This window comes from Nitratireductor sp. CH_MIT9313-5 (genome assembly GCF_037029545.1).
Lineage (GTDB): Bacteria > Pseudomonadota > Alphaproteobacteria > Rhizobiales > Rhizobiaceae > Chelativorans.
The window spans coordinates 233,955-247,785 of record NZ_JAYMER010000017.1; the positions used below are offsets into that span (position 1 = coordinate 233,955).

At 60.0% G+C, this 13,831-nt stretch carries 13 protein-coding genes; 10 read left to right on the plus strand and 3 right to left on the minus strand.

Features of this window, described 5'->3' with window-relative positions; all coding sequences use genetic code 11:
• Nucleotides 1–55 precede the first annotated feature (55 nt).
• The 5 genes from WA367_RS15125 to rlmN all read left to right on the plus strand — a co-directional run bounded on the left by WA367_RS15125 (nt 56) and on the right by rlmN (nt 6,286).
• Nucleotides 56–1,018, plus strand: coding sequence for a carbohydrate ABC transporter permease (locus tag WA367_RS15125; RefSeq protein ID WP_336057658.1), 963 nt, complete (start codon nt 56–58; stop codon nt 1,016–1,018).
• Nucleotides 1,015–2,151 carry a carbohydrate ABC transporter permease gene (locus tag WA367_RS15130; RefSeq protein WP_336057605.1) on the plus strand — a complete coding sequence of 379 codons (1,137 nt, stop codon included), beginning with the start codon at nt 1,015–1,017 and terminating at the stop codon, nt 2,149–2,151. Before WA367_RS15125 ends, WA367_RS15130 begins: the two co-directional genes overlap by 4 nt.
• A gap of 6 nt (nt 2,152–2,157) precedes the next feature.
• Nucleotides 2,158–3,840, plus strand: a complete 1,683-nt coding sequence (gene bglA / locus WA367_RS15135; RefSeq protein WP_336057606.1) for a beta-galactosidase BglA — start codon at nt 2,158–2,160, stop codon at nt 3,838–3,840.
• The gene (locus WA367_RS15140; protein ID WP_336057607.1) at nt 3,841–4,929 is read left to right on the plus strand and encodes an ABC transporter ATP-binding protein; all 1,089 of its coding nucleotides are present in this window, start codon (nt 3,841–3,843) and stop codon (nt 4,927–4,929) included. It begins immediately after the preceding gene.
• A 133-nt stretch (nt 4,930–5,062) separates the two neighbouring features.
• Complete coding sequence (gene rlmN, locus WA367_RS15145; protein WP_336057608.1) at nt 5,063–6,286, plus strand: 23S rRNA (adenine(2503)-C(2))-methyltransferase RlmN; 1,224 nt, start codon at nt 5,063–5,065, stop codon at nt 6,284–6,286.
• A 35-nt stretch (nt 6,287–6,321) separates the two neighbouring features.
• Here rlmN and WA367_RS15150 read toward each other — a convergent pair whose 3' ends face one another.
• On the minus strand, nt 6,322–6,963 hold the full coding sequence (locus WA367_RS15150) for a LysE family translocator (protein ID WP_336057609.1): 642 nt from the start codon (nt 6,961–6,963) through the stop codon (nt 6,322–6,324).
• A gap of 214 nt (nt 6,964–7,177) precedes the next feature.
• On the opposite strand from WA367_RS15150, the gene WA367_RS15155 reads away from it, so the two are divergent.
• The 4 genes from WA367_RS15155 to WA367_RS15170 all read left to right on the plus strand — a co-directional run bounded on the left by WA367_RS15155 (nt 7,178) and on the right by WA367_RS15170 (nt 10,660).
• The gene (locus WA367_RS15155) at nt 7,178–8,305 is read left to right on the plus strand and encodes a TRAP transporter substrate-binding protein (protein ID WP_336057610.1); all 1,128 of its coding nucleotides are present in this window, start codon (nt 7,178–7,180) and stop codon (nt 8,303–8,305) included.
• A gap of 133 nt (nt 8,306–8,438) precedes the next feature.
• Complete coding sequence (locus tag WA367_RS15160) at nt 8,439–9,059, plus strand: TRAP transporter small permease subunit (RefSeq protein WP_336057611.1); 621 nt, start codon at nt 8,439–8,441, stop codon at nt 9,057–9,059.
• Nucleotides 9,056–10,474: a TRAP transporter large permease gene (locus WA367_RS15165; protein WP_336057612.1), complete on the plus strand. Its 1,419-nt coding sequence runs from the start codon at nt 9,056–9,058 to the stop codon at nt 10,472–10,474. The genes WA367_RS15160 and WA367_RS15165 overlap by 4 nt, the downstream gene beginning before the upstream one ends.
• 15 nt (nt 10,475–10,489) lie before the next feature.
• On the plus strand, nt 10,490–10,660 hold the full coding sequence (locus tag WA367_RS15170; RefSeq protein WP_336057613.1) for a hypothetical protein: 171 nt from the start codon (nt 10,490–10,492) through the stop codon (nt 10,658–10,660).
• Here the strand turns inward: WA367_RS15170 and nagA are convergent, their stop codons facing one another.
• Nucleotides 10,661–11,818: an N-acetylglucosamine-6-phosphate deacetylase gene (gene nagA / locus WA367_RS15175; protein WP_336057614.1), complete on the minus strand. Its 1,158-nt coding sequence runs from the start codon at nt 11,816–11,818 to the stop codon at nt 10,661–10,663. It lies immediately after the preceding gene.
• A 109-nt stretch (nt 11,819–11,927) separates the two neighbouring features.
• Between nagA and WA367_RS15180 the strand changes: the two genes are divergently transcribed.
• Nucleotides 11,928–12,878, plus strand: a complete 951-nt coding sequence (locus tag WA367_RS15180; protein ID WP_336057615.1) for a LysR family transcriptional regulator — start codon at nt 11,928–11,930, stop codon at nt 12,876–12,878.
• A gap of 1 nt (nt 12,879) precedes the next feature.
• Here WA367_RS15180 and WA367_RS15185 read toward each other — a convergent pair whose 3' ends face one another.
• A complete protein-coding gene (locus WA367_RS15185) occupies nt 12,880–13,830 on the minus strand; it encodes an ornithine cyclodeaminase family protein (protein ID WP_336057616.1) in 951 nt (316 codons plus the stop codon).
• Between the last annotated feature and the right edge of the window lies 1 nt (nt 13,831).

Sequence of the window (13,831 nt, forward strand, 5' to 3'; positions counted from 1 at the left end):
CTTTGCGGTCAGCGCACTTCTGCCCGACTCCAACCTCCTGAACGCCATCCTCGTCATGGTGCTGGGCGTGGCCGCCTGCTTCGGCTATTTCTGGGGATCAAATACGATCCTCGACATGATCTATCCCGCGCGGGGCGAGAATATCGCGACTAATCTCACCCGCGCCAATGCCATCCGCCCATGGCTTTTCCTTGGGCCTGCGGTGGTCATTCTGGGCATCTATCTCGTCTATCCCGTGATCAACTCGCTAATCCTCAGCTTTCACGGGCCGCGCGGCGAGAACTGGGTGGGCACAGCCAATTACAGCTGGCTGATGGGCGATCAGGCCTTTCGCGAAAGCGTGCGCAACAACTTCCTGTGGCTGCTCGTGGTGCCTGCGGCCTCGACCTTCTTCGGGCTGATTGCAGCAACGCTGACCGACCGCATCTCCTGGGGCAATGTGGCCAAGAGCCTGATCTTCATGCCCATGGCGATATCGTTCATCGGCGCCAGCGTCATCTGGAAATTCATCTATGACTACCGGGCAGAAGGCTCGGAGCAGATCGGTCTCCTGAATGCCATTGTCACAGGACTTGGCTTCGAGCCTCAGGCCTGGATCACCGTACCTTTCTGGAACAACTTCTTCCTGATGATCGTGCTGATCTGGATCCAGACCGGCTTTGCCATGGTCATCCTGTCCGCCGCCCTGCGCGGTATTCCCGAAGAGACCATCGAGGCCGCAATCATAGACGGGGCTTCGCCCTTCCAGATCTTCTACAAGATCAAGGTCCCGCAGATATGGGGCACCATCGCTGTGGTCTGGACCACGATCACGATCCTCGTTCTCAAGGTTTTCGACATCGTGCTTGCCATGACCAACGGCCAATGGGGCACGCAGGTGCTTGCCAACTACATGTTTGACTGGATGTTCCGCGGACTGGACTTTGGCCGCGCCTCGGTTATCGCACTGGTCATCATGGCGATGGTCATACCCATCATGATCTGGAACATTCGCGAAGCACGGAAGGACATGCGATGAGCGGCGTGGTTGGAAAACGCCCGGCGCTGAGCTGGGCCGTCAATCTCAGCGTCCTTTTCCTCGTGGCACTCTGGACCCTGCCAACCTTCGGTATTCTGGTCTCCTCCTTCCGCGACAAGGATCAGCTTGCCGTCAGCGGCTGGTGGACCTCGCTTACCGGTTCCGAACGCAACATCGTAGCGCGCACCGATGCGCCCGATGATGCCGTTGAAGAGAACGGCCAATGGGTTCTTTCCGGCAATGTCTTCGAAAGCGGCAGCGGTAAGGCAACGGCATTTGGCATTTCCTCGCGCGAGCCGAACGCATTCGAGGCTGGCACGGAAGCGGAGCTGCGCGATGGCGGCATCCTGACCGTTCAGGAAAATGGCGACTACCGTCTCGTCTATGATGAGCAGCCTGAAGGCCGACGCGGCCAGCGCATATTCGTGGCGAGTGTCGAGCCGCCGAAATTCACGCTCGAAAACTATGACCGCGTGTTGTTTTCCGAAGGTATCGGCAAGAGCTTCCTCAACACGCTCACCGTAACCATTCCCGCGACCGTCATACCCATCCTGATCGCAGCCTATGCGGCCTATGCCTTGTCATGGATGCAGTTCCCCGGCCGCGCGCTTCTTCTGGCAACAATCGTCGGCCTGTTGGTCGTGCCGCTGCAGGTTTCGCTCATTCCGCTATTGCGGCTTTACAACGACATCGGCGTCGGCAAGTCCTTCATCGGCATCTGGCTCGCCCATACGGCCTTCGGCCTTCCGCTCGCGGTCTATCTCTTACGCAACTACATCGCCGGTCTTCCGCGCGAGATCATAGAGAGTGCGCGGGTGGATGGCGCTTCCGACTTCGAAATCTTCGGCAAGATCATCCTGCCGCTCTCCTTCCCGGCTCTTGCCTCCTTCGCAATCTTCCAGTTCCTGTGGGTCTGGAATGACCTTCTGGTCGCCACCGTTTTTCTCGGCAACAACGAGGAACAGCTCGTGCTGACCGGGCGCCTGCGCGAACTTCTGGGTTCTCGCGGCGGCAACTGGGAAATCCTCACGGCATCGGCCTTTGTGGCCATTGTGGTGCCGATCATCGTCTTCTTCGCACTCCAACGCTATCTGGTGCGCGGCCTTCTCGCCGGCTCCGTCAAAGGCGGCTGACATTTAATGAACATGATCCAGAAAATTCCCCACAGCGCCAAGGCTCATCAGCTTGACCCTGACCATGACTGGTGGCGCGGTGCCGTCATCTATCAGATCTATCCGCGCTCCTTCCAGGACTCCAATGGCGACGGTATTGGCGATCTGCCCGGCATCACGCGCCGCCTGCCCTATGTTGCCTCGCTCGGAGTGGACGCGGTCTGGATCTCACCCTTCTTCAAGTCGCCGCAAAAGGACTTCGGCTACGATATTTCAGACTATCGCGACATCGACCCGATGTTCGGAACCCTTGCGGACTTCGATGCGATGATCGCAGAAGCTCACCGGCTTGGCCTGAAGATCATCATCGATCAGGTCTACTCCCACACTTCCGACCAGCATCCCTGGTTTGCCGAAAGCCGCTCCAGCCGCGACAACGCCAAGGCCGACTGGTATGTCTGGGCGGACCCGAAGCCGGATGGCACGCCGCCCAACAACTGGCTTTCCGTCTTCGGCGGCTCGTCATGGGCATGGGACACGACGCGCCAGCAATATTACCTGCACAACTTCCTCGCCAGTCAGCCGGACCTGAACTTCCATAACGAGGAGGTGCAGCAAGCGGTTCTGGACACCGCCCGCTTCTGGCTGGACCGTGGCGTGGACGGCTTCCGTCTCGACACGCTCAACTTCTTCTTTCACAGCCAGGGGCTTGAGGATAACCCCGCACTTGCACCCCACGAGCGTAACGCCGTCAGCGCGCCGACGGTCAATCCCTACAGCTATCAGCGGCATGTCTATGACAAGAACCGTCCCGAGAATGTCGAGTTCCTGCGCCGCTTCCGGAAGCTTCTGAACGAATATCCTGGCGCCATGGCCGTTGGCGAAGTGGGCGAAAGCCATCGCGGAATGGAGCTGATCTGTGAATATACGAGCGGCGGCGACAAGGTGCACATGTGCTACTCGTTTGACTTCCTCGCACCCGAACCGCTGACGCCTGGAAGCATTCGCCACACGCTCACCCATTTCGACGGCTGTGCTGTAGACGGCTGGTCGTGCTGGAGCTTCTCCAACCACGATGTGGAACGGCACGCGACGCGCTGGGCCGACAGGGTTGAGGACCGCGACGCCTATCTGCGCATGGTCGCTACCGTCTTGATGACCATTCGCGGATCGGCCTGTATCTATCAGGGCGAGGAGCTCGGCTTGACCGAAGCCGTGCTCTCCTTCGAAGACCTGCAGGACCCCTACGGCATCACTTTCTGGCCGGAGTTCAAGGGTCGCGATGGCTGCCGCACGCCCATGGTCTGGGAGGCGAGTGAGGCAAATGCCGGGTTTAGCACCGGCAAGCCTTGGTTGCCTGTTCCCGCAGAACATCTGCACCTTGCCGTGTCGGAACTTGACCGCGAAGGCACCCTGCTCGACCACTACCGCGCGCTGATCGCGCTGCGCCGGGACCACGCGGTGCTGCGCAAGGGCAGTCTGCGCTTTTGCGATGACAATGACGGCATTCTTGCCTTCGAACGCAATTTCGGCGACGCGACAATGGCTGTTGTCATAAACATGACGGAAGAAACCGCCATCTACGACCGGCCTGCAGGCAATCTTTCGCCTGTGAAAGGCTTCACGGTCGGCACGAGCGAAGAAGATGGGCGGCTGAGACTGGAGCCCTTTGGCTACTGGATCGCGGTTTCACAGAATGGGGGAGCGTAAATGACGGGCGTCGTTCTGAAGGATATCAAGAAGAGCTATGGTTCGACCGAAGTCATCCACGGCATCGATCTCGACATCAAGCCGGGCGAGTTTGTGGTTTTCGTCGGCCCATCGGGCTGCGGAAAATCCACGCTTCTGCGCATGATCGCAGGCCTGGAGGCCATCAGTTCGGGCGACATGTATATCGACGACCAGCGCGTCAACGACATACCGCCCTCCCAGCGCGGCATCGCGATGGTCTTCCAGTCCTATGCGCTCTATCCGCACATGACCGTCTACGACAACATGGCTTTCGGCATGAAGATTGCCAAGGCGCCAAAGGCGGAGATCGAAAAGCGCGTGAAGGCGGCGGCCGAAATACTACAGCTCACGCCCTATCTCGGACGTCTGCCAAAAGCTCTGTCGGGCGGCCAGCGCCAGCGTGTGGCTATTGGTCGGGCCATCGTTCGTGATCCGAAAGTCTTCCTCTTCGACGAGCCGCTTTCCAATCTCGATGCCGCGCTGCGCGTTGCCACCCGCATCGAGATCGCCAAGCTCAAGGAATCGCTGCCGGACTCGACCATGATCTACGTGACCCACGATCAGGTTGAGGCCATGACGCTGGCTGATCGCATAGTGGTGCTATCCGCTGGATATATCGAGCAGGTCGGCGCGCCGATCGAGCTATACGAGCGTCCGGCGAACCTGTTCGTGGCGCAGTTCATCGGCTCCCCGGCCATGAACATCCTGCCGGCAAGGATCGAAGAGACAGGGCCGGAAACGTTGGTGCGCGTCGGTGGCCGCACGGTGAGCGTCCCGATCGCATCCACACCGGACTTGAAGGGTGCAGCGATCAGCTTCGGCGTACGCCCTGAAGATCTCACCATTGCCAGCGACGGAAACGGCCTCATCGACGGCGAAGTCAATATCGTGGAGTCGCTTGGTGAAGTCACCAATGTGTATATCGACGTCGAGGGCAGCGAAGAACAGATGGTGCTGAAGCTGCAGGGCGTGCAGAAGATCGATCGCCACGCGCCTATCTCGGTAACCGCCGATCCCGCCAAGATGCACCTCTTCAACGAAAAGGGCCGCTCGCTGCTTTATCTCTAGGCATTGCGCCTACGCGTTACTACATGGCTGCCATGAGGTGACGCGCTGGCCAAGTCGTGCTATGTGCCGCCCAAACGTTTTATAACCGGTGGCGAAGACCTGTTCCGCCACCCGCTGACGCATAGCGTGACACATGGCCCTGACACTCGACATCACCACGCCGGAAGCGCGTGACCGGCTGCGCCCGACTGCAGCACTTGAAAAGAAATCGCTGATCGGTCTTTCCCGCGAGGAAATGGCCGAGGCGCTGGCCGAAATCGGCGTGCCCGAGCGCCAGACGCGCATGCGCGTGCGCCAGCTTTGGCATTGGCTTTATGTCCGCGGTGTCTCCGATTTTTCGCAGATGTTCAACATCTCCAAGGAACTGCGCGCAAAGCTCGACGAGCATTTCACAGTTGCCCGCCCGGAGATCGTGGAAGAGCAGATTTCGCAGGATGGCACCCGCAAATGGCTCCTGCGCTTTCCTGCCCGTGGCGCGGGGCGTCCGGTGGATGTCGAGACGGTCTACATTCCCGAGGAAGGCCGCGGCACGCTGTGCATCTCCTCTCAGGTTGGCTGCACGCTCACCTGCACCTTCTGCCACACCGGCACCCAGAAGCTGGTGCGCAACCTTACACCTGGCGAAATCCTTGACCAGCTCCTGATAGCGCGCGACCGGCTGGGCGACTTCCCCGACGCCGATACGCCCGATGGCGCCATCGTGCCCGCCGAAGGCCGCAAGGTGACGAATATCGTTATGATGGGCATGGGCGAGCCGCTCTATAATTTCGAGAACGTGAAGCAGGCGCTGCTGATTGCCTCCGATGGCGAAGGTCTGTCGCTCTCCAAGCGCCGCATCACGCTCTCCACCTCCGGCGTGGTGCCGGAAATCTACCGCACCGGCGAGGAGATCGGCGTCATGCTGGCGATCTCCCTGCACGCCGTGCGCGATGATCTGCGCAATGTGCTGGTGCCGATCAACAAGAAGTATCCGCTGGAAAAGCTGATGCAGGCCTGCCGCGATTATCCCGGCCTCTCCAACGCCCGCCGCATCACCTTCGAATATGTGATGCTCAAGGGCGTCAATGACAGCATGGAAGATGCGCGCGCGCTTGTGCAGATGCTCAAGGGCATTCCGGCCAAGATCAACCTCATCCCGTTCAACCCCTGGCCCGGCACCGATTACGAATGCTCGGACTGGGAGCAGATCGAGAAATTTGCGGACTATGTGAACCGCGCCGGTTACGCCTCCCCGATCCGCACCCCGCGCGGCCGCGACATTCTCGCCGCCTGCGGCCAGCTCAAATCCGCCTCGGAGCGGATGAAGAAGGCCGAGCGCATGAAGCTGGAAGAAGCGGCCGTCGCCGGTGAAGGATAAGGCGGAGGCGGCTTGCCCGCCTCGTCGCCCGATCCTTATCGCGCCTGTGCGGTGAGGATCTTCAGTGCGAAAGCCGAGAAGACACCTGCAAACAGCCAGTCGATCATGCGGGCAACGCGCGGGCTCTTGCGCAACAGCTTCGAAAATCCGTCCGCGGCCAACACCATGGGTGCTGTCACCGGCAGCGCCAGCGGTATGAACATGAGGCCGAGAAAGAAGAGCTTGCCCGGAGCATGCGGATCACTGGCCGAGACGAACTGCGGCAGGAAGGTCATGAAGAACAGGATGATCTTCGGGTTGAGCAAATTTATGCCAAGCCCTGTCGCCCAGTTCTTGAAGAGCGAGCGTTCCGCCTTCCCTTCGGCTTCCGGCTTGAAGGCGGAGCCATGGCGAATGGCTTGAAAGGCCAGCCAAAGCAGATAGCCCGCGCCGAAGATCTTCAGCGCGAAGAATGCTTCCGGCGAAGCGACGATCAGGGCCGAAAGGCCCAAGGCCACCAGCGCGGTGTGAATGACAATACCCGTCATCGCTCCGAACATGCAGGCAAATCCTGCCGCGCGCCCTTGAGAGAGTGCGCGACCGACAAAGAGCGTCATGTCCGGGCCTGGCGTAATCGACAGGATGAAGGTGGCAATGGCGAACTGGATGATGGTCGCGCTATCGGGAACAAAATTCATGAAAGTGTCTCGCAGGTGTTGAAGCCCAGCTTGTAACGCAACATCTGGGACGCGGGAATACCACCCGAAATGCGACAATCCCTAATACTTTAGTATTAGAAAACACTCTTCCACTTCCTCTCTTGCAATTTTTTCTTGCATGATTGTTTCAGCGGAGATCATCCGCATGCTCGAAAAGCAATAAAAAGACGAGCGGCAACGGGAGGAGAAGTGCATGACAGAGAAATCCTATTCACGCCGTAAGTTTCTCGGCACAGCCACCACTGCAGCCGGTGCTGCAGCTGCTGGATCATTGGCGGCACCCGCCGTGCTGGCCCAGGCCCCGGTAACCCTGAAAATGCAGTCCGCATGGCCGGCATCCGACATCTTTCAGGACATGGCCAAGCAATATGTCGAACGCGTCGACGCGATGTCCGGCGGTCGTCTGAAGATCGACCTTCTGCCCGCCGGCGCGGTTGTGGGTGCCTTCCAGGTGCAGGACGCCTGTCATGACGGCATTCTGGATGCAGCACATGACGTGCCTGTCTACTGGTACGGCAAGCACAAGGCCGCCTCACTCTTCGGTACGGGCCCCGTTTTCGGCGCGGACGCCACGCAGATGATCGCCTGGATGTATCACGGCGGCGGTTATGAACTTTATCGTGAACTCACCCAGGACATTCTCGGCTTGAACGTGGTCGGCTTCTTCGCCTTCGGCATGCCAGCCCAGCCCTTCGGCTGGTTCAAGGAGCCAATCCAGAGCGCTGACCAGCTGCAGGGCCTGAAATACCGCACGGTGGGTCTCGCTGCCGACCTGTTCCAGTCAATGGGCGCAAGTGTAGCCCAGTTGCCGGGTGGTGAAATCGTGCCCGCCATGGAGCGTGGGGTCATTGACGCCTTCGAGTTCAACAACCCGACCTCGGACAAACGCTTTGGCGCACAGGACGTGGCCAAGAACTACATGCTCTCTTCCTACCATCAGGCCAGTGAAAGCTTCGAGTTCATCTTCAACCGCGATCGCTATGAAAGCCTCGATCCGGATCTGCAGGCGATCCTGAAATACGCCGTTGAAGCCACACATCTGGCCAACACGGCCCTGGCTATGGATCAGTATTCTGCCGACCTGAAGGTTCTTCAGGAAGAGTCTGGTGTCAATGTACAGCGCACGCCGGACGATGTGCTCAAGGTACAGCTTGATGCATGGGACAAGATCCTGCCGGACCTGATGCAGGACGAGTTCTTTGCCAAGGTCGTGGACAGCCAGAAGGCATGGTGCGAGCGCGTGGTCTACTACACGCTCATGAATGCGCCGGACTACAAGCTGGCCTACAATCACTACTTCCCCGGCAAGATCGACTTCTAGGCACACGGGAGGGCGGCGCTGTGGTTGGGGGGCTGCAGCGCCAGCGGGAACGGGCCGTCACCACATTGGTTGACGGCCCGCCTGCCACAAGCGGCTGAGCGGGAACGCAGCCGATCGGGAGCAGATTTTCACGATGCAGCGCTATATCCATTTCGCCGACACCGTCTCCGCATGGTTCGGCAAGGCCTTTGCCTGGTGCGTGGTCCTGATGACTTTGGCCGTCAGCTACGAGGTCGTCGTCCGCTACGCCTTCCGCGCACCCACCGTCTGGGCCTTCGACCTGACCTATATCATGTATGGCACGCTCTTCATGATGGCCGGTGCCTATACATTGTCGCGCGACGGCCATGTGCGCGGCGATTTTCTCTATCGCCTGTGGTCGGAGCGTACGCAGGCCAAAGTAGAGCTGGTGCTCTACTTCCTCTTCTTCTTCCCCGGTGTTCTGGCTCTCATATTCGCCGGCTGGAAATATGCCAGTCGCTCATGGCGCTATCTGGAAGTCTCCAATATGAGCCCGGCCAACGTGCCGATCTACCAGTTCAAGACCGTCATCATCGCGGCTGGCATCCTCCTCGTCATGCAGGGCATCGCCCAGGTCTTCCGCTGCATCATAACGATCCGCACCGGTGAATGGCCGCCTCATGCCCAGGATGTTCAGGAGCTTGAGGAAATTCTTCAGAAGGAAGGTGCCGAAGCACTGCGCCACGGCAGCGAAGCTGTTGACATTGTCGAGCCCAAGGAGCCACGTCGATGACTGACCCACAAGTCGCCGTGGCGATGCTCGGCATCTTCATCTTCATCATTTTGCTGGGCTTCCCCATTGCTTTCACCCTGATGGCGATGGGCATCATCTTTGGCTACTATGCCTATTTCGACGCTGACCGGATGTGGATGCCCTACACGCGTGCGCTCCAGCAGGACGCTGACACATTCACGCTGATCCAGAACTATATCGGCGGTTTCTTCAACAATCGGGTCTTCGACCTTTTCGTCAACCAGACCTATTCGGTCATGGCCAACGATGTCCTGACCGCGGTGCCGCTGTTCCTGTTCATGGGCTATGTGGTGGAGCGGGCAAATATCGTGGATCGCCTGTTCCAGACGCTGAGCGTCACCACCCGCAGGCTGCCGGGCTCCATGGCCGTGGCAGCGCTTATCACCTGCGCGCTCTTCGCCACTGCAACCGGCATCGTCGGCGCGGTCGTCACGCTCATGGGCCTGCTCGCCTTTCCTGCAATGCTCAAGGCGCGTTACGATACTTCGCTTGCAGCAGGTGTAATCTGCGCAGGCGGCACGCTCGGCATCCTCATCCCACCCTCGATCATGTTGATCGTTTATGCCGCGACCTCCGGCGTTTCGATTGTCAGGCTGTACGCAGGCGCTTTGCTGCCGGGCTTCCTGTTGGCAGGCATGTATCTTGTCTATGTCGTCATACGCGCCATGTTGCAGCCGCAACTGGCGCCAAAGCCGGAAAAGCTTGGCGATGACGTAACCGTCTTCCAGGTCATCTGGATGCTTCTGACGTCCTTTTTCCCGCTCGCATTCCTGATCGTCGCGGTGTTGGGCGCAATCCTTTTCGGCTTCGCCACCCCGTCGGAAGCTGCCGCAATCGGCGCGCTGGGCGGCCTGCTGCTCGCTATGGCGTATCGTGCGCTGACGTGGAAGCGCCTGCAGGAATCCGTCTATCTGACGGTGAAGACAACGGCCATGGTCTGCTGGCTATTCGTCGGCTCGTGGGTCTTTGCCTCGGTGTTTTCCTATCTCGGCGGCGAACATCTCGTCAGCGAGTTCGTGCAGGGTCTGGACCTGACGCCGCTGCAGTTCCTGCTTCTGGCCCAGCTCATCATCTTCCTGCTCGGCTGGCCACTCGAATGGTCGGAGATCATCATCATCTTCGTGCCGATCTTCCTGCCGCTCCTGCCGATGTTCGACATCGACCCGCTGTTCTTCGGCATCCTGATAGCGCTAAACCTGCAGACATCATTCCTGACGCCGCCGATGGCCATGTCTGCCTACTATCTGAAAGGTATTGCTCCGCCCCATGTTCGCCTCACGCAGATCTTTGCAGGCTCCCTGCCCTATGTCGGCATGGTCTTCCTTGCGATGATCATTCTCTACAACGTGCCGGCGATCATCTACTACCTGCCACAGCTCGTTTACGGGCGATGACGGAGGAGAAGAACCATGCTGCTAGACCGCATCACCGCCCTCATCGCCTTTGCTGCCCTGGCGGGCTATCTGGGAATATTCGTCTTCTCGGTCCCCCGCCCCGCGCTCTTCGTTGTCGTCGGCTTCGTGCTTCTGCTCGTGGCCTACGATTTCTGGAGCCAGCTTTTCCCGCGAAGACGCCGCTGATCAGGCTCTCCTGCCGCTAATCCAGGTGGCACGAGCATGCAGTGCGTCATCCAGCCAGACCATATCCGCGCGCGCGCCCGGCTTTATTAGCCCGTGATGCTCTTCCAAGCCGAGATAGCGCGCCGGGTAGGAAGTCGCCATGGCAAGCGACTCTTCCAGAGACAGGTCCAGCTTCTGAACGCCGAAACGTACAGCGCTTGCCATGTCCAGATCCGAGCCCGCCAGCGTGCCATCCTCGAGAACCAGTCGAGAGCAGACCTCACCCGGCTCACGGCGAACTGCGCGCCCATTAAGCGAAAATTCCGTCTCCTGCGAACCGACCAGCGCCATGGCGTCTGTCACGTGGAAGAGACGACCCGGCCCCCTTTTCGCACGCAGCGCCACGCGCAAGGCGGTGGGATCGACATGGTGGCCATCCGCGATCACGCCGCACCAGACCTGCCCCTCGTCGAGAGCAGCGCCAACAAGGCCGGGAGCACGATGGGAGAAGCCGCTCATCGCGTTGAAGAGATGCGTCACGCCCCTTGCCCCAGCATCGAACAGGATGCGCGCCTCTTCCGCAGTGCAGTTGGTATGTCCGATTGAAACGACAACGCCCGCAGCCGCAAGCAGCTCAACCTGCAGCGGCTGCACCTGCTCTGCGGCCAGTGTCAGGTGCAGTACAGGCAGTTCGAAGGCCAGCCTACGCATCATCGCAATGTCCGCCTCCTCGAGGGGACGCATCAGCTCCGCCAGATGCGCGCCGCGGCGACCGGGCGCCAGATGCGGCCCCTCCAGATGCAGGCCAGTGACACCTGGTACGTTCAGGGTCGCTTCGAGGACTGCATCAACGGCACGTTCGGAGATCTCCCGCGTATCGGTGATGAGGGTGGGTAGCATCGCGGTGGTGCCGAACCGGCGATGGGCCTTCGCCATCACATCCACGGTTTCCACCGTGGGTGCGTTGTTGAGCATGCGCCCGCCGCCGCCATTGACCTGTACGTCGATGAAGCCAGGCGCAAGCACGCCATCGGGCAGCACCTCGGCAATCGCCTCCTGCGCAAGCTGCGAACGCGGCACAATATCCACTATGAAGCCATCGCGGATGACAAGCGCGACGTCCTCCCGCATCGCCTCGCCGTCAAAAAGGCGATGCGCGACCAATATCGTCTCGCTCATGAAATCCGCTCCGTGAGGCTTTGCAGCTGTCTGGCTACATCTACGCGTTGATGGCGCTCCACTGCAATAAGCTGTACTAGGCTAGCCTCATCTTCATCTGCGGGGCGCTATGGAATCGGCATTCACCGGCTCAGGCCAGCTCAACTGGAACCTCTTGCGCACCTTCTGGGTGATTGCGCAGGAGAAAAGCATCACCAAGGCTGCGAAGCGCCTCGACATGCGCCAGCCATCGGTAAGCTTCGCGCTCCAGCGCCTCGAGGAGCAGCTTGGCTGCCAGCTCGTCCACCGCGACAGCCGCCGCTTCGAGCTGACTGTGCAGGGCGAGAAGATCTACCGGGAATGCGATGAAATTCTGCGCAGTGTCACCCGCATCTCGGAGCTGACACGCGATGCGAGCGAGGGCCTGTCGGGGCAGGTGCGCTTGCTTATCGTCAGCCATCTGCAATCCGAACTCGTCGACGAGGCAATCCGGCTCTTCCACCAGCGCCATCCCGCCATCACCTGGCGCATAGAGGTGGCGAGCAGCCAGTCCATCGTGCGGGCCGTGGCGCAGGAACAGGCCGCACTTGGCATCTGCCTCCTGTCAAAGCCCATGATCAATCTCGATTGCCGCAAGCTCTTCCGCGAAGAGTTCAGCGTGTTCTGCGGTGCAGAGCATCCGCTCTATGGTGTCAGCGAAGTTGATATTCGCGCCTTGCAGCAGGAGGCTTTTGTCTCCTTCACCTGCGCCAGCGAAGGTCTGGGGCTGGAGCCGATGGTGGCGCTGCGTGAAGGCGTCGGCCTTGGTTCACGCACCATCGCATCAAGCCCCAATCTGGAAGAGGTACGCCGCATGATCATCTGCGGGCTCGGCATCGGTATATTGCCTGATACCGCCGTACGTTCCCAGGTCGAGCGCGGGCTTCTATGGCCGCTGAAAATCACCGACAAGCCACTCGGCGCGGACGTCTTCTTGCTCAGCAATCCGAATGTCGACCTTTCACCGGCAGAGCGCACCTTTATCGACACGGTGGAAGAGCTGATGCGTCTGTCCGGTACTGCCGATGCCGCGCAGCACTAGATCAGGCCTGGTCGATCCCGCTCCATTCATCAGCCAACCGCGCAGCAGCCAGATCTTCAAGCGCAAAGCCCGCAGACTTGAACAGGGTGATCTCAGAAGGTGACACTCGCCCCTGGTGCTCTCCGCGCGTGAGGGCAGCAAGGTCTGCCTTGATGTCATCCGGCTGGATTATCCCCGCCTCGAGCGGCTGGGAAAGATCGCCGGCAAGTGTCGCGCCCTTGGCCGTGTCAACGAAGATACTGGCGCGGCGAACCACCTCATCATCGGTCTCTCGCATGTCTGGACGGAACGATCCTATGAGGTCGATATGCGTACCCTCGCCCAGCCATTCGCCCTTGATGATGGGTGTCGTGACACTCGTCACGCAGGAGATCGTTGAAGCCGAACGGCAAGCCGCTTCCAGATCCTCGGCCACCTTGACCGGGAGACCCTTGGCTTCCAGCCCACAGGCGATGCTGCTGGCTTTGGCCGGATTGCGGCCCCAGATCATGATTTCGGAATAGTCGCGCACCGCGGCATGGGCTTCGACAACAGCCGCAGAGAGCTGCCCGGTGCCAACCACCAGAAGACGCTGCGCATCGTCCCTGACGAGATAACGCGCAGCCAATGCCGACGCTGCCGCCGTGCGCCGCGCGGTCAGCGTGTCGCCCTCGCTGACGGATTTCAGCGTGCCGTCTTCCCCGTCGAAGAGGAGATAGCTTGCATTGATCGTTGCCTTGCCCTTGGCCGCATTTCCCGGAAAGAAGGTGACCGCTTTTACCCCTATGGATTCGCCGGCAATCCAGGCTGGCATCAGAAGCAGGCTGGCAGTCTCTCCGCTCGGCAGCTCGATCGGATAGACCTGCCGCTCCGGCGAGACCACCGTTCCAGCCCGAACGGTCTCACCGATCGCATCAATCAGCGCCGGCCATTCGAGCCGCTTTTCCAGCTCTGCCTCATCCAGAAAATTCATG